Origin of the sequence: uncultured Tateyamaria sp. (assembly GCF_947497045.1) — a bacterium.
In the GTDB taxonomy this organism is placed as follows: Bacteria; Pseudomonadota; Alphaproteobacteria; order Rhodobacterales; family Rhodobacteraceae; genus Tateyamaria.
Genome location: NZ_CANMEU010000008.1, coordinates 110,372 through 126,437 on the forward strand (window position 1 = coordinate 110,372; position 16,066 = coordinate 126,437).

Annotated in this window: 18 protein-coding genes; 5 read left to right on the forward strand and 13 right to left on the reverse strand. The window is 57.7% G+C overall.

The genetic code is table 11. The annotated features are described in order from the left end of the window. Positions 1-3: 3 nt before the first annotated feature. The 13 genes from Q0859_RS15670 to Q0859_RS15730 all read right to left on the reverse strand — a co-directional run bounded on the left by Q0859_RS15670 (position 4) and on the right by Q0859_RS15730 (position 11,326). The gene (locus Q0859_RS15670) at positions 4-987 is read right to left on the reverse strand and encodes a KpsF/GutQ family sugar-phosphate isomerase (RefSeq protein WP_299152806.1); all 984 of its coding nucleotides are present in this window, start codon (positions 985-987) and stop codon (positions 4-6) included. After that, positions 984-1,598 carry a ribonuclease H-like domain-containing protein gene (locus tag Q0859_RS15675; RefSeq protein WP_299152807.1) on the reverse strand — a complete coding sequence of 205 codons (615 nt, stop codon included), beginning with the start codon at positions 1,596-1,598 and terminating at the stop codon, positions 984-986. Before Q0859_RS15675 ends, Q0859_RS15670 begins: the two co-directional genes overlap by 4 nt. Positions 1,599-1,640: 42 nt before the next feature. Then, positions 1,641-2,390 (reverse strand): PaaX family transcriptional regulator, encoded by a 750-nt coding sequence (locus Q0859_RS15680; protein WP_299152809.1) that lies wholly within the window; start codon positions 2,388-2,390, stop codon positions 1,641-1,643. Next, positions 2,383-4,395, reverse strand: a complete 2,013-nt coding sequence (gene paaZ, locus Q0859_RS15685; RefSeq protein WP_299152811.1) for a phenylacetic acid degradation bifunctional protein PaaZ — start codon at positions 4,393-4,395, stop codon at positions 2,383-2,385. Before paaZ ends, Q0859_RS15680 begins: the two co-directional genes overlap by 8 nt. A gap of 10 nt (positions 4,396-4,405) precedes the next feature. Then, complete coding sequence (locus tag Q0859_RS15690) at positions 4,406-5,470, reverse strand: 2Fe-2S iron-sulfur cluster-binding protein (RefSeq protein ID WP_299152813.1); 1,065 nt, start codon at positions 5,468-5,470, stop codon at positions 4,406-4,408. Beyond that, complete coding sequence (gene paaD / locus Q0859_RS15695) at positions 5,467-5,934, reverse strand: 1,2-phenylacetyl-CoA epoxidase subunit PaaD (RefSeq protein ID WP_299152815.1); 468 nt, start codon at positions 5,932-5,934, stop codon at positions 5,467-5,469. Before paaD ends, Q0859_RS15690 begins: the two co-directional genes overlap by 4 nt. After that, entirely contained in the window at positions 5,928-6,626 is a 699-nt protein-coding gene (gene paaC / locus Q0859_RS15700; RefSeq protein WP_299152817.1) for a 1,2-phenylacetyl-CoA epoxidase subunit PaaC, read from the reverse strand. Before paaC ends, paaD begins: the two co-directional genes overlap by 7 nt. Before the next feature lie 20 nt (positions 6,627-6,646). Then, positions 6,647-6,931: a 1,2-phenylacetyl-CoA epoxidase subunit PaaB gene (paaB, locus tag Q0859_RS15705; protein WP_299152820.1), complete on the reverse strand. Its 285-nt coding sequence runs from the start codon at positions 6,929-6,931 to the stop codon at positions 6,647-6,649. Positions 6,932-6,934: 3 nt separating this feature from the next. Continuing rightward, positions 6,935-7,399 (reverse strand): DUF3291 domain-containing protein, encoded by a 465-nt coding sequence (locus Q0859_RS15710; protein WP_299152823.1) that lies wholly within the window; start codon positions 7,397-7,399, stop codon positions 6,935-6,937. Further along, positions 7,396-8,373 carry a 1,2-phenylacetyl-CoA epoxidase subunit PaaA gene (paaA, locus tag Q0859_RS15715; protein WP_299152826.1) on the reverse strand — a complete coding sequence of 326 codons (978 nt, stop codon included), beginning with the start codon at positions 8,371-8,373 and terminating at the stop codon, positions 7,396-7,398. Before paaA ends, Q0859_RS15710 begins: the two co-directional genes overlap by 4 nt. 4 nt (positions 8,374-8,377) lie before the next feature. Beyond that, positions 8,378-9,580: a 3-oxoadipyl-CoA thiolase gene (gene pcaF / locus Q0859_RS15720; RefSeq protein ID WP_299152829.1), complete on the reverse strand. Its 1,203-nt coding sequence runs from the start codon at positions 9,578-9,580 to the stop codon at positions 8,378-8,380. Between the two features lie 108 nt (positions 9,581-9,688). Beyond that, positions 9,689-10,858, reverse strand: coding sequence for an alpha-D-ribose 1-methylphosphonate 5-triphosphate diphosphatase (locus tag Q0859_RS15725; RefSeq protein WP_299152833.1), 1,170 nt, complete (start codon positions 10,856-10,858; stop codon positions 9,689-9,691). A gap of 18 nt (positions 10,859-10,876) precedes the next feature. Further along, on the reverse strand, positions 10,877-11,326 hold the full coding sequence (locus tag Q0859_RS15730; protein WP_366523210.1) for an efflux RND transporter permease subunit: 450 nt from the start codon (positions 11,324-11,326) through the stop codon (positions 10,877-10,879). Between Q0859_RS15730 and Q0859_RS15735 the strand changes: the two genes are divergently transcribed. From Q0859_RS15735 to Q0859_RS15755, 5 genes are all read left to right on the forward strand, one after another. Continuing rightward, positions 11,228-11,437 carry a DDE-type integrase/transposase/recombinase gene (locus Q0859_RS15735; protein ID WP_299152836.1) on the forward strand — a complete coding sequence of 70 codons (210 nt, stop codon included), beginning with the start codon at positions 11,228-11,230 and terminating at the stop codon, positions 11,435-11,437. The genes Q0859_RS15730 and Q0859_RS15735 overlap by 99 nt on opposite strands. 219 nt (positions 11,438-11,656) lie before the next feature. Then, positions 11,657-12,784: a LacI family DNA-binding transcriptional regulator gene (locus tag Q0859_RS15740; protein ID WP_299152840.1), complete on the forward strand. Its 1,128-nt coding sequence runs from the start codon at positions 11,657-11,659 to the stop codon at positions 12,782-12,784. Positions 12,785-12,887: 103 nt separating this feature from the next. After that, entirely contained in the window at positions 12,888-14,201 is a 1,314-nt protein-coding gene (locus Q0859_RS15745; protein ID WP_299152842.1) for a sugar ABC transporter substrate-binding protein, read from the forward strand. Between the two features lie 153 nt (positions 14,202-14,354). Continuing rightward, complete coding sequence (locus tag Q0859_RS15750; RefSeq protein WP_299152844.1) at positions 14,355-15,221, forward strand: sugar ABC transporter permease; 867 nt, start codon at positions 14,355-14,357, stop codon at positions 15,219-15,221. A gap of 14 nt (positions 15,222-15,235) precedes the next feature. Further along, positions 15,236-16,066: a carbohydrate ABC transporter permease gene (locus Q0859_RS15755; protein WP_299152846.1), complete on the forward strand. Its 831-nt coding sequence runs from the start codon at positions 15,236-15,238 to the stop codon at positions 16,064-16,066.

Genomic DNA, 16,066 nt, shown 5'->3' on the forward strand with positions numbered 1-16,066 from the left:
CTTTTATCCCAGGCCCACCCGCAGGCAATCGTGGATGTGGATCAACCCAAGGGGCGGCCCATCTGTGCCCGGATCACGTGCAAACAGGCAGGTTACGGGCCGCTCTCCGGTAAGACCGTTCATAATCCCGACCGCCTCTTGCGCCAGGACGTTGGGGTCAATGGTACGCGGCGATCTGGTCATCACGTCCTGTGCGGTTAGGTCCAGCAAGCGGTTGCTCATGTGTCGGCGCAAGTCACCGTCGGTGATGATGCCGGCAAGCGATCCGATACTGTCCAAAACCCCCACGACACCGAACCCCTTTTGGCTGATTTCGATCAACGCTTCGGGCATGGATGTGTCAACGGATACCAATGGCAACGCCGCACCGCTGTGCATCAGATCTGACACACGGGTCAATTGCGCACCCAATTTGCCGCCGGGATGGAAGTCGCGGAAATGTTCGGCCGTGAATGCGCGGTGTTTCATAATGGCGACCGCCAGCGCGTCGCCCATCGCCAGCGTCAATGTGGTTGAGGTGGTTGGCACAACCCCGGTTCCACAGGCTTCGCCCAGATCAGGTAATCGCAGAACCACATCGCATTGACTGCCAAGCGCACTGTTTGGTGCCGTGGTGATCCCCACCAGCGGGATGTCAAAGCGCCGCGTGAAGGCGATGATATTGGCCAGCTCCGGCGCTTCGCCGGAGTTCGAGATCGCGAGCACCACGTCCGTCCGCGTGACCATACCCAGATCGCCGTGACTGGCTTCGGCCGGATGCACAAATTGCGCAGGGGTGCCTGTGCTTGCGAGCGTTGCAGCGATCTTGCGCGCGATGTGACCTGATTTGCCGATGCCGGTGACGATCACCCGCCCCTTGGCGTTCAAGAGCAGATCAACACCCGCGCGGAACGTATCGTCAAGGGCGTCGGCAAGCGTCATCAACGCCTCCGCCTCGGTCCGGATCACGCTGCGTGCAGTGTCTATGAAAGGGGTCGCACTGGTCATGAGTGGGCGAAGATGTCTGTATCGGGCCAGCCGATCAGGTCCAGATTGGCCCGCATCGGCAGGAAGTCAAAGCAGGCCTGCGCGACGTCCATGCGCCCTTCGCGTACCAGCCGCTTGTTCAACTCATCGCGCAGCTTGTGCAGATACAGCACATCCGATGCGGCGTATTCCAGTTGCGCATCGCTTAGGATGTCTGCGCCCCAATCGCTGGATTGCTGTTGTTTCGAGATGTCGATTTGCAGCAATTCCTGAAGCAGGTTTTTCAACCCGTGCCGGTCGGTATAGGTGCGGATCAATCGGCTGGCGATCTTGGTGCAGTAGACGGGCGCGGTTACCGCGCCGAACGCATTTTGCATCGCCGCGATATCGAACCGACCAAAGTGAAACAGCTTGAGCACATCCGGATCGGTCAGCAGCTTGCACAGGTTTGGCGCAGTGGGCTGGCCCTTCTTGATCTGCACGATATGGGCATGTCCGTCACCGCCGGACAGTTGCACAACGCACAACCGATCTCGGTGGGGGTGCAGCCCCATGGTTTCACAATCAATGGCGACGATCGGCCCCAGATCGAGGTCATCAGGCAAGTCGGAGATATGCAGATGGTTTGTCATGCCTCCGCTATAGCCGTTGGCGCGGGGTTGGGAAAGCGTGGTTTAGGGGGCCTTGATCGCATCAAGGGCGGGTCGCGCGAAACGGTCCAGCACCTCGGTGACACGTGCGCGGCAATCGTGCCCGTGCCAGTTTGCGGAATGTGCGGTGCGCGGCAGATCGGCATGTTTCAACGTCAGTCGCCGCCACGCATGCACGACCATGACACGCAAGACCGCGATATCGAGAGGCGCAAGTGATGGGCCGTCCAGATCAATATCGTGCAGCGCGTGATGCAATACCCGGTAACCCTCGCGCAGATCCGGGCTTTCGTGTTGCGGGCCAAGCCAATCTGGCAGACCCGTCGGGGTAAGCTGCATGGCATCCGCGGGCATCGGTGTGCTGTTGTTGCACAGGAACACACGATCAGACACTTGCACGAACTGCGTCGGGTCAAGATCTGCGCGTGCCGTTTGCGTCATAATCAGGAGCGCCGTTGAGGACATATCAGAGGGTCTGCCATAGATGCGTGGCTGCGCGGCTGCACTGTCCCGCTGCCCTTTTTCCGTAAGACTGTGCTGACTGATCCGTCCATTCTTTTGAGATGTGATCCAACCGTCACTGCGCAGCCGGTGCAGGGCCACCCGCGTGGCTTCGGGTTTGATCCCGATCTGGGCCATGATCAGCGATAGTGTCGGCCCATCAAGCGGTTGGTCCGGTGCGAGATCGCCAAAAATGGTCACAAGCAGGGACCAGACGCGAATGGACCCGGACTCCGTCAGCCTTTGAATGGTGCGTGCGTAACTGTCAGGCATTCATGGTCAGCAACTCGTATTCGGCCACCGCCTCATCGTCTTGATTGGTCAGCGTGACGTGCCAGCGCACCTCGCCATAGGCAGCCGTGCGCGGTGTCTTGGCCTTGACCGTCAGATGGACCTTGATGCTGTCACCTGCCTGCACAGGTTTCACGAACCGCAAGTTGTCGAGGCCAGTGTTTGCAAGAACGGGGCCGGGATCGGGGTGTACAAACAGCCCCGCGGCAAAGCTGAGCAGCAGATAGCCGTGCGCGACCCGCCCCGGAAAGAATGGGTTGGCCTGTGCGCCATCCTCGTCCATGTGGGCATAGAACGTGTCGCCCGTGAAATGCGCAAAGGTGTCGATATCGTCCAGCGTGATCGTGCGGGATTTAGATGCCAGCGTGTCGCCAATTGCGAGATCGGCGTAAGGCCGCGTAAAGGGGTGCAGCTTGCCGGTTGTTTTTGCGGCTCCCGAGACCCATTGGCCCGTGATCCCGCTCAGGATGTCGGGGCTGCCTTGGATCGCGGTGCGTTGCATATAGTGCGTGACTGCGCGGATGCCGCCCAACTCTTCACCGCCGCCCGCGCGACCCGGCCCGCCATGGGTCATGTGCGGCAGTGGTGCTCCATGGCCCGTCGCCTCGGCCAATGAGTCCCGGTTGTTGAAGTACAGCCTGCCGTGAAAACATGCAGAGGCCATGGTGATATCGCGCGCGATATCCGCGTCCCGCGTGATCACCGAGGCCACAAGCGATCCCTTGCCCCGATCGAGCAGTGTCACCACATGGTCAAGGTCGCGATAGGGCATGATGGTCGAGACCGGGCCAAATGCCTCAACATCATGCACCGCTTGGGCTGTGTCCGGGTCGGGGCAATGAAACAGCATCGGCGGCAGAAACGCGCCTTTGCTCTGCGTCATTGCAAAATTTTCGGGGTCGCCGAATACCTGTTCAGCCTCTTGACCAAGTTGATCTGCTTTTGTCAGAACGTCCGTTTTTTGCCTGTTAGAGACCAATGCGCCCATATCTGTCGCAGCTTCACGCGGGTTGCCGATGGTAATTTTTGCCAGATGATCGGTCAACGCATGGATGACCGGATCGACATGTGCCTGTGGCACCATGATGCGGCGGATGGCCGTGCATTTCTGCCCCGCCTTGGTTGTCATCTCACGCCCAACTTCCTGCACAAACAAATCGAATTCCGGCGTGTCAGGGGCTGCATCAAGGCCAAGGACCGAGGCGTTGAGGCTGTCTTGTTCCACCGTAAACCGCACCGCATTCGACAGTAGGTTCGGGTTGGCCCGCAAGGTGCGTGCGGTATCTGCTGATCCGGTAAAGGTCACGACGTCCTGGCAATCAAGGTGATCCAAAAGGTCGCCCACTCCGCCTGCAATCAATTGCAACGCGCCATTGGGCAACAGCCCGCTTTCGATGATCAGGCGCACGCAGGCTTCGGTCACATAAGAGGTTGCAGTGGCAGGTTTGATGATCGCAGGGACCCCAGCCAACAGCGACGGCGCGAGTTTCTCAAGCACGCCCCATACCGGAAAGTTGAAGGCATTGATGTGCAGGGCAACACCTTGCAGAGGCGTGCAAATATGTTGGCCGATAAATTGACCATCGCGCCCGAGCTGTTCAATCCCACCATCCAGATACACGCGCCCATCTGGCATTTCGCGCCGTCCTTTGGACGCAAACACAAGCATCGTGCCGATGCCGCCGTCGATATCGATCAGGTGATCTGACTGCGTCGCGCCGGTGTCAAAGCTGAGGTCATAGAGGCTCTTGCGATGGTCACGCAGATGCAGTGCAATGGACTTGAGCATGCGTGCGCGGTCGTGAAACGTCATCGCGCGCAAGGCAGGGCCGCCGACATCGCGGGCAAAAGCGCGCATGGCTTGCAGGTCCAGTGTGTCATTGCCGGCTTGCGCGATCACATCGCCTGTTATTGCGCTTTCGATGGGGCGTGCGCCGGGACCGGGTGCAATCCACTGGCCTGCGCCAAAGCTGTGAACGTTTCGCATGGCAAAGCCCCTAGTGTTGGTCATAGTCCACGCTCAGCGTATCGCTGAGAGGGTAGCATTGGCAGGTCAGCACAAAGCCCGCCTCGACTTCGTCGTCTTCGAGGGCATGATTGCTGAGCATTTGGTACTCACCCTGCGTGACCTTGGCCTTGCAGGTGCTGCACACCCCGGCCTTGCACGCAAAGGGCGCATCCAGGTTATTGGCAAGTGCGGCGTTGAGCACCGAAACATCCTTGGCCATCTCAATGCTGTGCGTGGTGCCGTCGATGGTTATCTGCGTCGTGGTGTCAGGGCTGGACTGGGCGCGCGCGCTCAGCGCTTTCCGCGCCAGTTGACCTTGTTGGCTTGCACCGAAAAGTTCGAACTTGATGTTATCTTTTGGCATGTCATGCGTCTCTAACGCAGCAGAAATGGTCAACATCATGGGCTCTGGGCCGCAAATGAACGCCGTGTCGACGGAGCTGATATTGATCCATGACTTGAACAAGGCCGCGCATTTTTCATCATCAACACGACCCGAGAACAGATCGATATCCTGCCCGGTCTCAAGCACGTGGATCAGGGTAAACCGCCCCATATGGCGGTTTTTTATGTCATCGAGTTCTTCGCGAAACATGATCGTGTGTACTGCGCGATTTGCGTAGATCAACGTGATCGTGCTGTCGAGTTCATGCGCGAGCGTCGTCCTGATGATTGAAAGGATCGGTGTGATCCCTGACCCGCCAGCGAAGCAAAGGTATGATTTCGCCTTGTTAGGGTCGATATCCGTATAGAATTTGCCAGCGGGTGGCATGGCGTGAAGCGTGTCTCCGACATTTAGGTTCGTGTTGGCAAAGGTTGAAAAGGCACCGCCCTCGACCCGCTTGATCCCAACCTGAAGCGCCTTGTCCTGCACGCCTGCACAGATCGAATAGTTGCGCCGTATTTCGATGCCGTCAAAATCATGTTTGAACGTCAGATATTGGCCTTGAACAAAGCGAAATGTATCCATTGCCTCGGGTTTGAGCGTTAGCACCACCGCGTCCCGAATGGTGCGGTGGATATCGGTGACGGTCAGGGGCAGAAAATCGGTCATATACATTTGAAATAATCGAAGGGTTCAAGGCAGTCGGTGCAACGCCATTGCGCCTTGCATGGTGTCGAGCCGAATTGGCTGATCTTCTCTACGGCGCTTGATTTGCAGTGCGGGCAGTGCTGAGGACCGCCCGCTGCTTGAGGTGGCGCAATCCCGTAGGCTTCCAGCTTGGTTTTGCCGTTGTCGCTAAGCCAGTCTGTCGTCCATGGGGGCGCGATTTGCCTTATTAGGGACAGTTTTTCTATCCCATTGGCCCGCAGCGCTGCTTCAATCTCCAGATTGATGACGGATGTCGCGGGACAGCCGGAATAGGTGGGCGTGACGGTTACTTCCAACGTATTGTTTTGCCATGTCACGTTGCGGATAATGCCAAGGTCAACAAGTGAGATCACCGGGACTTCCGGGTCGGGCACTTGGTCGAGCCATGCCCATACCTGATCCACCGAGGGGCGCGTCGTTACCATGTCGCATCAGGATAGTTGCGGGGCAAAACCTGCATTGTGGCCAGCAGATGCCCCAGATGTTCGGAATGGCGTGTGCCGGTCTTGCCACCGTGATGTGCAAAATCCGAATTCGGCCTTGTTAGGGTCGATTTAAAGAGTGTTTCAGTGACATATAAATCGAACCCCTGTCGCAGTGCGGACATATCTGTCAGATCGTCATCGTCTTGCGCAAACATTTCACCCACATAGGGCCAGAGCCGATCCAGCGCGCCTTGCATCCGATCACGGCTTTCTTCGGTCCCGTCGCCCAATGCAATCACGATATCGGTGGATCGCTCGCGATGATAGGTGACCTCTTTGGCTGATTTCTGGGCGATGGCGCTGATGTCGGGATCCGCATGATCGATCAGTGCACGCAATGCCTCAAGATGCCATGTATCGAACAGGAATTGCCGTATCATCGTGACCGCAAAGTCGCGATTGGGTTGCTCGACCAGCAACAGATTGCGGAAATCCCATGCATCGCGCGTGTAGGCGAACGTATCTGCCGTGCGTCCCTGCCCTTCGCGTTTGCCTGCAAGGTCGAGCCAATGCTGCGTTTGTCCGATCAGATCAAGCGCCGTGTTGGCGAGCGCGATGTCTTCCTCAAGTGCGGGGGCATGCCCACACCATTCCGACAAACGTTGTCCCAGCACGAGGGTGTTGTCACCCATCCGGATCAAACCCGTGACGTTCACATCGCCCCCACATCGTCGGGAATATCGAAGAATGTCGGGTGGCGGTACACCTTGTCGTTGGCCGGATCGTAAAGTGCGCCCTTATCATCGGGCGACGAGGCGGTAATGTCAGCCGCAGGCACCACCCAGATGCTAACCCCTTCCTTGCGGCGGGTATAGACATCGCGCGCATTCAGGATCGCATGTTCGGCATCGGTCGCGTGCAGGCTGCCGACATGGCGGTGTGACAGGCCGTGCTGACCACGGATAAACACTTCGTAAAGGGGCCATTCTGTAGACATATCCTACTCCGCCGCCATGTCGCATCGCCGCCATGCGGCCATATCCACCGTGTCCCAACCAAAGGCGTGATCGGTCGATCCGTGCGCGTGCAAATGGTGCAGACGCTCCATCGCTTCGGTCAGCGTTGGAATGTGGCCATCGTCGATATTCCACATCACGAAATGGGGCAGCTTCATCGGATCAAACCACTGGGCCCCTTTTTCATAGAAACGAGCGTGCAGCGTGTTGAACACGTAGTGCCCAAGGCTCGCGATATCGGACCAAACCGACAGGTTTGAAATCATATCCGGGTCGCCGGGCACCTGAATATCCGTTGCGTTGCCATTGTTGGCCTGCATCCGCCAGATAAAACCGGGGCTGCGTTCGGCCAGTGCGTTCATCCGGTCGAGGTTGTCCATGAATTCGGCCATACGCGGATCATCGGTGGCATAGCGGGCATAGCCGACATTGAGCTGAGCAAGTTTCATTCTGCCGCCACCTTTGCGCTACGTTTCTTGGCGGCGTGGGCCATGCGTGCCTCGCGTACCCAGGCCCCGTCATCCCATGCTTTCTGCCGTGCCTCGATGCGTTCGGTGCTGCATGGGCCGTTGCCTTTCAGAACCTCGAAGAACTCCGACCAATCGGGCTGGCTGAAGTCATAGCCGCCCTTGTCTTCGTTCCATTTCAGGTTTTCGTCCGGCACGGTCAGCCCGAGATATTCCGCTTGCGAAACTGTCTGATCTACGAACTTCTGGCGCAGTTCGTCATTGGAGTTCATCTTGATCTTCCACGCCATCGACTGTTCGGAATGAACGCTTTCAGCATCCGAAGGGCCGAACATCATCAAGGACGGATACCAGAACCGATTGAGCGCATCCTGTGCCATCCGTTTCTGCGCTTCGGTTCCCTTGGCCATCTTCATCATGATGTCAAAGCCCTGGCGCTGGTGAAACGACTCTTCTTTGCAGATGCGGACCATCGCGCGGGCGTAAGGCCCGTAAGACGTGCGCTGCAACGGCACCTGATTCATGATTGCGGCCCCATCCACCAGCCAACCGACGGCACCCATATCCGCCCATGTCAGGGTCGGATAATTGAAGATGGACGAGTATTTCATGCGCCCGTCCAGCAGCATCTCGGTCAACTCGTCCCGGCTGACCCCAAGCGTTTCGGCGGCGCAGTAAAGGTACAACCCATGCCCTGCCTCGTCCTGCACCTTGGCGAGCAGGATCGCCTTGCGCTCCAGCGTGGGCGCACGCGTAATCCAGTTGCCTTCGGGCAGTTGGCCGACAATCTCGCTGTGCGCGTGTTGCCCAATCTGCCTTATCAGGGTCTTGCGATAGCCTGATGGCATCCAGTCCTTGGGCTCGATCTTGTCACCTGCGTCGATGCGTGCCTGAAATGCGGCGAGCTTTTCGGGGTCGTCCTGAGAGGTTTCGGATTTGATCATCTGTGCATACATTGTCTCACGTCCTTTCCAGGATAAGCGCAACGCCCTGCCCGACGCCCACGCACATTGTGCACAGCGCATAGCGGGTCTGGGTGCGCTTGAGTTGATAGGCAGCCGTCATCACAAGGCGCGCGCCGGACATTCCAAGGGGATGACCAATGGCGATGGCACCGCCTTGGGCATTCACGCGTGGGTCATCATCCGCGATACCAAGGTCCCGCAGGGTGGCAAGCCCTTGGGCCGCAAAGGCTTCGTTCAATTCGATGACGTCCATTTGGTCGACGGTGAGGCCCGCGCGCGCCAGCACCTTTTTGCAGGCGGGTACCGGCCCGATACCCATCACCCGCGGTGTGACCCCGGCGGCGGACATCCCCACAATACGCGCCATTGGCGTCAGCTTGCTGTCCTTCGCGGCCTGTTCGGATGCGATCAGTAAAGCCGCCGCGCCGTCGTTCACACCAGATGCGTTGCCCGCCGTCACGCTGCGGTCGGGTCCGTTGATGCCACGCATCCTGGCAAGCTTATCGACGCCCGTACCGGGGCGTGGGTGTTCATCTGTCGTCACGCAAATCGGATCGCCTTTGCGCTGTGTCACCATCACGGGCGCGATTTCGTCTGCAAATGCACCGGCCCCGTGAGCTGCGGCCCACCGATCCTGTGATCGTGCGGCAAAGGCATCCTGATCTGCACGGCTTATTGACCAATCTGCTGCCACGTTGTCGGCGGTTTGGGGCATGGAATCGATCCCATGCTCCGCCTGTATTTTAGGGTTCACAAACCGCCACCCGATGGTCGTGTCGTATATCTGATTGGCGCGACTGAAGGCGACGTCAGCCTTGGGCATGACGAAAGGCGCGCGGCTCATGCTTTCGATTCCGCCTGCGATGGCCATATCCAGATCGCCCGCCTTGATACCGCGCGCGGCGATCCCGACCGCATCAAGGCCCGAGGCACACAAGCGGTTCACGGTGATGCCCGGCACATCGACTGGCAGCCCCGCAAGCAGGGTTGCCATGCGCGCGACATTGCGATTGTCCTCGCCCGCCTGGTTGGCGCAGCCCATGATCACATCGTCAAGCTGTGTCCAATCCACATCCGGGTTGCGTGCCATCAGTGCTGCGATAGGGATAGCGGCCAGATCATCGGCACGCACGGACGACAATGCGCCGCCATAGCGGCCAATCGGCGTGCGTTGCGCGTCGCAAATGAAAGCGTCCATCAAATCCTCCGGTGGTTCCGAGTGTATCGACGGAAGGGATTCGCTTCAAATGAAATGTTACACGATGAGGTGGTTGGGGGATAATTTGGTAACGCGTATTGCGGTACTCTAGCCGACCCGTACCCCGTGGCTCCAGACCCCACGGATCAGGGGGACGGTGCCAACTGTTTTGACGCGCAGGATGTCGCCGCGCAGACCGACCTCGATACGCCCGCGATCCGACAGTTTTACCGCCTGCGCCGGGTTGTCGGTGACGCAGGATATCGCCCGCGGCAGGTCATTCCACCGTGCCGCCAGATGAAAGGCCGACAGTAGCAAAGCCGAAGGCACATAGTCAGACGATACGATATCAAGGAGGTCTGCATCGACCAGATCACCGGCAGACACATTGCCCGAGTGCGACGCGCCCCGGATGATATTGGGGGCACCCATCATGATCGCGACGCCCTTGTCCCGGCACGCCTCGGCCGCTGCGTGGGTTGTCGGAAATTCGGCAAAGCGGACGCCGTTCTTGTGGGAGACGTCCACTTGCGCTGCCGTCGTGTCGTCATGGCTGGCAAGCACAGCGCCAAAACGTGCCGCCTCGCGCACGGCACCGGCTTCGTGGGCGGCTGCGTAGGTCGATTGCAGCCGCTTCAGGTTGGCAACATGAGCATCAAAGTCAGCGTCGGTCATCCCCCTCTTTTTGGCGATGTAGGCCTTGAGCTTGACGAGATCGCGGAATTGTCGCTGGCCGGGTGTGTGATCCATCAGGCTGACAATGCCGATCCGGTCGGCAGGTCCGAATGCTGCCATTTCGTCAAGCAGGGTTTCGGAACAAATCTCTGCCCGCAGATGCAGGAAATGGCTGATCCGAAAATGCCCGGCTGCGCGTGTGTTCAGTAGTTCGGTGGCAAGGTTGCGGGCATAAGGCGCGTATCCGGCCTTGGCGTTCAGAATTGACCCGACACGCATCGCATCAAAGACGGTCGTGATCCCGGTCGAGGCCAGTTCCGCATCGTGTGCGATCAGCGCGGGCAAGTGGGGCCAGTCGACTTTCGGGCGTGGTTCGATGTGGCGTTCAAGGTTGTCGGTGTGCAGCTCGACGAGGCCGGGCATAACGTAGTCGCCTGCGCAATCGGTCGCGCCCGTCGGGACGTTGTTGCCTTCGCTCACTTCTGTGATCATGCCGTCTGTGATGGTCGCTGATCCGCGCATGACACGGTTCCGCAAGATAAGTTGCGCGTTGGCAAGGCATACAGACCCCAAGCCAGTGTTCGGAGGTGATGCAGAGTTCATGGTCCGCATGTCGCAGGTTCAGCAATTCATTGTCAAACATGGGCATGGAGCAGTATTACGGTCTGCAATATCGCTTGTTCTCAGCTTTCTGTGGCGGGCACCTGTTCTTTTTTGCGGGCTGGAAACAGTCTGCGGATCGCGACGTAGAAGGCAGGTGTAAAAAATCAGCCCCAACAGTGTGACCAAGGGCATCCCAAAGAACACGGCTGTCCCAAGCGCTTGCTGCATCTCGGACCCCGGCCCGGTCGCGAGCACGAGTGGCACAACGCCGAGGATAAACGCAAAGGCTGTCATCAGAATTGGACGCCGGCGCAGTCTGTCGGCCTCAATCGCAGCTTCGACCGACGACATGTCACGTTCTTCTTGCGCTTGCTTGGCGAATTCCACGATCAGGATCGCGTTTTCGCCGACAAAGCACCGACCTATCGCCGCGTCATTCGTGAAATCAATCACCGATATGACCCTCATTTTGATAGCATCCGGTACGTCGACAAAAAATGGCGCAACAATTTGATTGAGAGTGATCATGCAGCTACGAAACGACTGCTCGACCGCCGACAGAGCGTCCGGTCCTTGTGATTGGCCAAAGCTACTTTGAGCAGAATAGAGACCACTAGAACAATCAGACGCGGCCACATCTATCACAAACAACCAGGTGTTCAGGGTGAAATCCGATACATCTCTCAGCTGTTTGCAACCGCATGACCCAGCGCATCAACACCACACACCCACACACGCCATCAACCGACTAATGCAACAGTCCCGTCGCACGCCCCGAGTCTGGACCATGTAAAAAACTTGCGGATAAATATTTTTTCGTATGTAAAAATATATCGACCTTCCGTTTTGAGTTTGTATAGTGAGAGGAGAGTGAACCGGAGTACACCCATGCCAAAGCCGAGGATCAAAACGATGGAGGAGCTGTCGGTGGCCATCGGGGTATCCAGGCCGACCTTGTCACGATTTTTTCAGGATCCAACCTTGGTCAAAGCCAACACGGTTGAACGGATTGAACGGGGATTGACCCAGGTAGAATATGTGCCCAACTTCTTTGCGACGCGTCTCAATCGCAAGTCGACGGGTATGATCGGGGTTATTATTCCCTATCTGAATGACCTGTTTTTCACCAAGCTGTTACAGTCTGTGGAAGAGGCTGCAATGCGCGCCGGGCTGACCGTTATCACCCAGTGTTCCCACTCTGATCCCGCTATTGAGGCCCGCGCCGCAGAAACGTTTATGTCGATGAATGTGGATGGTGCATTGGTGGCTCCGCTGGGTGATCACAGCGATCAGGCTGTGCAGCTTCGGCTCAAATCCCGATTGCCGTTCGTGTTGATGGACTCGCGGCCCACGACCATGCCCAATGTCGACTTTGTCGGTACAAATCATATACAAAGCACCGGCTTAATGACGGAATACCTGTGTCGTGTAGGTGAGCCTCCGGCTTTTCTTGCCATGCCTAGGGTGAATTTCAACGCGCTCGAACGTGAGGCAGCCTACATTGCACAGATGGAAAAGCTGGGGTTTGAGCCTGAGGTTCTGGGGACAGAATCCGTCTCTGACAGCGCCCATTTCGAAGAGCATGGGGAGGCGATTCTTGACGCCGAGTTTGCGCATGGCCGACTGACGGACCGGTCGATTCTGTGCGTAAATGATCGGGTGGCTATCGGTGCGATACGTGCCGCAGCGCGGCACGGCTTGACGCCCGGGCGCGGGGCAAAAGGGGGATTGCGGATTGCCGGGCATGACGATTATCCGCTGTGTCCTTACCTCAATCCCGCATTGACGACTGTTGCGCAAAACACGGATGCCATTGGCAAGAAGGCCGTTTCCCGACTGCTGCAGATGATCCGCGGTGAAGTGTCCGGCGATACGCCCGAGATTACTCTTTTCGACGGCGAGCTAAAATTGCGCGAGTCCGCCTGAGGCAAATCAAATGCCGCATCGCAGAATGTGGCGGTCTCAAAAATTGCCTTGACTCATATCCAACTCCCCCACAATATTTACGCGTGTAAAAGGGAGGACATCAATGTCTATAATGAAAACACTGTTGACCACTGCAGTCGGCCTCGGCCTGACCGCTGGCATCGCTGCTGCAGACGGTCATGCAAAGACAATCACCATCGCCACCGTCAACAACGGTGACATGATCCGCATGCAGGGTTACACCGACCAGTTCACCGAACAGACCGGGATCAACGTCGAGTGGGTGACACTGGAAGAGAACGTGCTGCGTCAGCGCGTCACGACAGACATCACCACGAATGGTGGGTCCTTCGACATTATGACAATCGGCATGTACGAAACGCCGATCTGGGGTGCGAACGAGTGGCTCGTGCCGCTGAATGACCTGTCGGACGACTACAATGTCGGCGATATCCTGCCCGCAATGGCTGGCGGTCTGAGCCACGATGGCACGCTGTATGCGGCACCTTTCTACGGCGAAAGCTCGATGGTGATGTATCGCGCTGACCTGATGGAAGCCGCTGGCATGGAAATGCCTGACGCGCCAACATGGGAATTCATCGCCGAAGCCGCGGCTGCCATGACTGACCGTGATCAAGAGATCAACGGCATCTGCCTGCGCGGCAAAGCCGGTTGGGGCGAAGGTGGTGCATTCATCACTGCGATGTCCAACTCGTTCGGCGCACGCTGGTTTGACGAAGACTGGAACGCACAGTTCGACACAGAGCAGTGGGCAAACACTGTCAACTTCTTCAAGAACATGATGGACGCCTCCGGCCCCGCCGGTTACGCGACAAACGGGTTCAACGAAAACCTGTCGCTGTTCCAGCAAGGCAAGTGCGGCATGTGGATCGACGCGACAGTCGCGGCATCCTTTGTGACCAACCCTGACGACTCGACCGTTGCTGACAGCGTCGGCTTTGCATTGGCACCCGATAACGGTTTGGGCAAACGCTCCAACTGGCTCTGGGCCTGGGCGCTGGCGATTCCTGCGGGCACACAGCAAGAAGCTGAAGCCAAGCAGTTCATCGAGTGGGCCACAAGCACGGACTACATCGAGCTGGTTGCTGCCAACGAAGGTTGGGCCAACGTGCCTCCGGGCGCGCGTACATCGCTGTACGAAAACCCCAAGTACCAGAAGGTGCCGTTCGCACAGATGACACTGGATTCGATCCTGTCGGCTGATCCCAACAACTCGACTGTTGACCCAAGCCCATATGTCGGCGTGCAGTTCGCGGCGATCCCCGAGTTTGCCGGTATCGCGACCGAAGTGAGCCAAGAGTTCTCGGCTGCATATGCAGGTCAGCAAACTGTTGAGCAGGCTCTTGCCAACGCGCAGGAGATCACCACCGAAGCAATGGAAGCTGCCGGCTACTAAGCCCTCAGCCTCGTATAATTCAGGCGGCGCGTGTGTTGCGCCGCCTGATCCTCCGAACATCCCCGTAACGATTGGCTCTTTCGCGAATTCCGGCTGGAATTCCCGTAAGCTTCGATTCCGTGCGTATTCACTTTCGATCAAAGGAACACTGACATGGCCACAGCGCATTCCCGATCCGCCGCCCGCATCATGATCGCACCTGCGGTGTTCCTGTTGTTGGTGTGGATGCTCGTTCCGCTTTGTATGACGCTCTATTTTTCGTTTGCCGATTACCGCCCTTTGCGCGCGACCTTTGATGCGTGGATCGGGTTCGACAACTACGTCCGCTTTGTCAGTTCGTCGTCGTTTCTGAGGTCGGTTGGTACAACCCTTTGGATGGTGGGCGGTATCCTGTCGATCACCATCGTGGGTGGGGTGCTGATGGCGCTTCTGCTTGATCGGCAGATGTACGGGCAGGGGATCGTGCGCATTCTCGTCATTGCGCCGTTCTTTGTGATGCCCACTGTGTCTGCGCTCGTGTGGAAGAACATGTTCTTCAACGTGGACAACGGGTTGTTCTCTTACCTCTATAAATTCCTCGGCTTGCAGCCGTATGACTTTCTCAGTCAGGCACCTATATTCTCGATCGTGATCATTGTGGCATGGCAATGGCTACCCTTTGCGACGCTGATCCTTCTGACGGCGGTGCAGTCGCTTGATAGTGAGCAGCTTGAGGCGGCCGAAATGGACGGCGCGCCCGTGCTGTCGCGGTTCCGGTTTATTATCCTGCCGCATCTCAGCCGCGCGATCACGGTTGTGATCCTGATCCAGACGATCTTTTTGCTGTCGATCTTTGCCGAGATTTTCGTGACCACCAACGGTGCCTTTGGCACCCGCACGCTGACCTATTTGGTCTACCAGCGCGTGCTTGAAAGCCAGAACGTGGGCCTTGGATCCGCCGGGGGCATCATTGCCGTCATCCTTGCCAATATTGTCGCGATCTTTCTGATGCGGATCGTCGGCAAGAACCTCGATAACTGAGGGAGGACTTAGATATGGCCCGCGCAATCACCACCAAACAGAAAGTCATCTGGACAGCCCTCGCCTGGGCGTTTGGCCTGCTGATGTTCTTTCCGATCATGTGGACGTTCCTGACGTCGTTCAAAACCGAAGGGACGGCCATTGCCGACCCGCCCGTCTGGTTCTTCTTTGACTGGACGCTGGAAAATTACACCGCCGTTCAGGAACGGTCGAACTATCCCAAGGCGCTGATGAACTCGATCATCATCGCGGTGGGTTCGACCCTGCTGGGTATCCTGATTGCGGTACCGGCTGCGTGGTCCATGGCCTTTGTGCCGGGCAAGCGCACCAAGGACGTGTTGCTTTGGATGCTCAGCACCAAGATGTTGCCTGCCGTTGGCGTGCTTTATCCACTTGTGCTGCTGGCCAAATGGCTTGGAGTGATGGACAGTCGTGCGCTTTTGATCGTCGTGTTGATGCTGATCAACCTGCCGATCATTGTCTGGATGCTGTACACCTATTTCAAGGAAATCCCCGGTGAAATCCTTGAGGCATCGCGCATGGACGGGGCCAGCCTGCGCTCTGAAATCCTGTATGTTTTGACGCCGATGGCGTTGCCGGGGATTGCGTCGACTATCCTGCTCAACATCATTCTGGCCTGGAACGAGGCGTTCTGGACCATCCTGCTGACCACCGTGGACGCGGCACCACTCACGGCCTTTATTGCCAGCTTCTCAGCCCCGGAGGGTCTGTTTTATGCCAAGCTGTCGGCGGCTTCGATGATGGCGATTGCGCCAATCCTGATCATGGGCTGGTTCAGCCAGAAACAACTTGTCCGCGGCCTGACGTTTGGCGCGGTGAAATAA

Coding starts and splice junctions, on each gene's coding strand:
- Q0859_RS15690 (WP_299152813.1), bottom strand. CDS start 5,470: ATGACCGATTTTCTGCCCCTGACCGTCACCGATATCCACCGCACCATT.
- Q0859_RS15725 (WP_299152833.1), bottom strand. CDS start 10,858: ATGAACTCTGCATCACCTCCGAACACTGGCTTGGGGTCTGTATGCCTT.
- Q0859_RS15745 (WP_299152842.1), top strand. CDS start 12,888: ATGTCTATAATGAAAACACTGTTGACCACTGCAGTCGGCCTCGGCCTG.
- Q0859_RS15680 (WP_299152809.1), bottom strand. CDS start 2,390: ATGCCTGACAGTTACGCACGCACCATTCAAAGGCTGACGGAGTCCGGG.
- Q0859_RS15670 (WP_299152806.1), bottom strand. CDS start 987: ATGACCAGTGCGACCCCTTTCATAGACACTGCACGCAGCGTGATCCGG.
- paaD (WP_299152815.1), bottom strand. CDS start 5,934: ATGGTAACGACGCGCCCCTCGGTGGATCAGGTATGGGCATGGCTCGAC.
- paaC (WP_299152817.1), bottom strand. CDS start 6,626: ATGGGTGACAACACCCTCGTGCTGGGACAACGTTTGTCGGAATGGTGT.
- pcaF (WP_299152829.1), bottom strand. CDS start 9,580: ATGGACGCTTTCATTTGCGACGCGCAACGCACGCCGATTGGCCGCTAT.
- Q0859_RS15750 (WP_299152844.1), top strand. CDS start 14,355: ATGGCCACAGCGCATTCCCGATCCGCCGCCCGCATCATGATCGCACCT.
- paaA (WP_299152826.1), bottom strand. CDS start 8,373: ATGTATGCACAGATGATCAAATCCGAAACCTCTCAGGACGACCCCGAA.
- paaZ (WP_299152811.1), bottom strand. CDS start 4,395: ATGCGAAACGTTCACAGCTTTGGCGCAGGCCAGTGGATTGCACCCGGT.
- Q0859_RS15755 (WP_299152846.1), top strand. CDS start 15,236: ATGGCCCGCGCAATCACCACCAAACAGAAAGTCATCTGGACAGCCCTC.
- Q0859_RS15730 (WP_366523210.1), bottom strand. CDS start 11,326: ATGAGGGTCATATCGGTGATTGATTTCACGAATGACGCGGCGATAGGT.
- Q0859_RS15675 (WP_299152807.1), bottom strand. CDS start 1,598: ATGACAAACCATCTGCATATCTCCGACTTGCCTGATGACCTCGATCTG.
- paaB (WP_299152820.1), bottom strand. CDS start 6,931: ATGTCTACAGAATGGCCCCTTTACGAAGTGTTTATCCGTGGTCAGCAC.
- Q0859_RS15710 (WP_299152823.1), bottom strand. CDS start 7,399: ATGAAACTTGCTCAGCTCAATGTCGGCTATGCCCGCTATGCCACCGAT.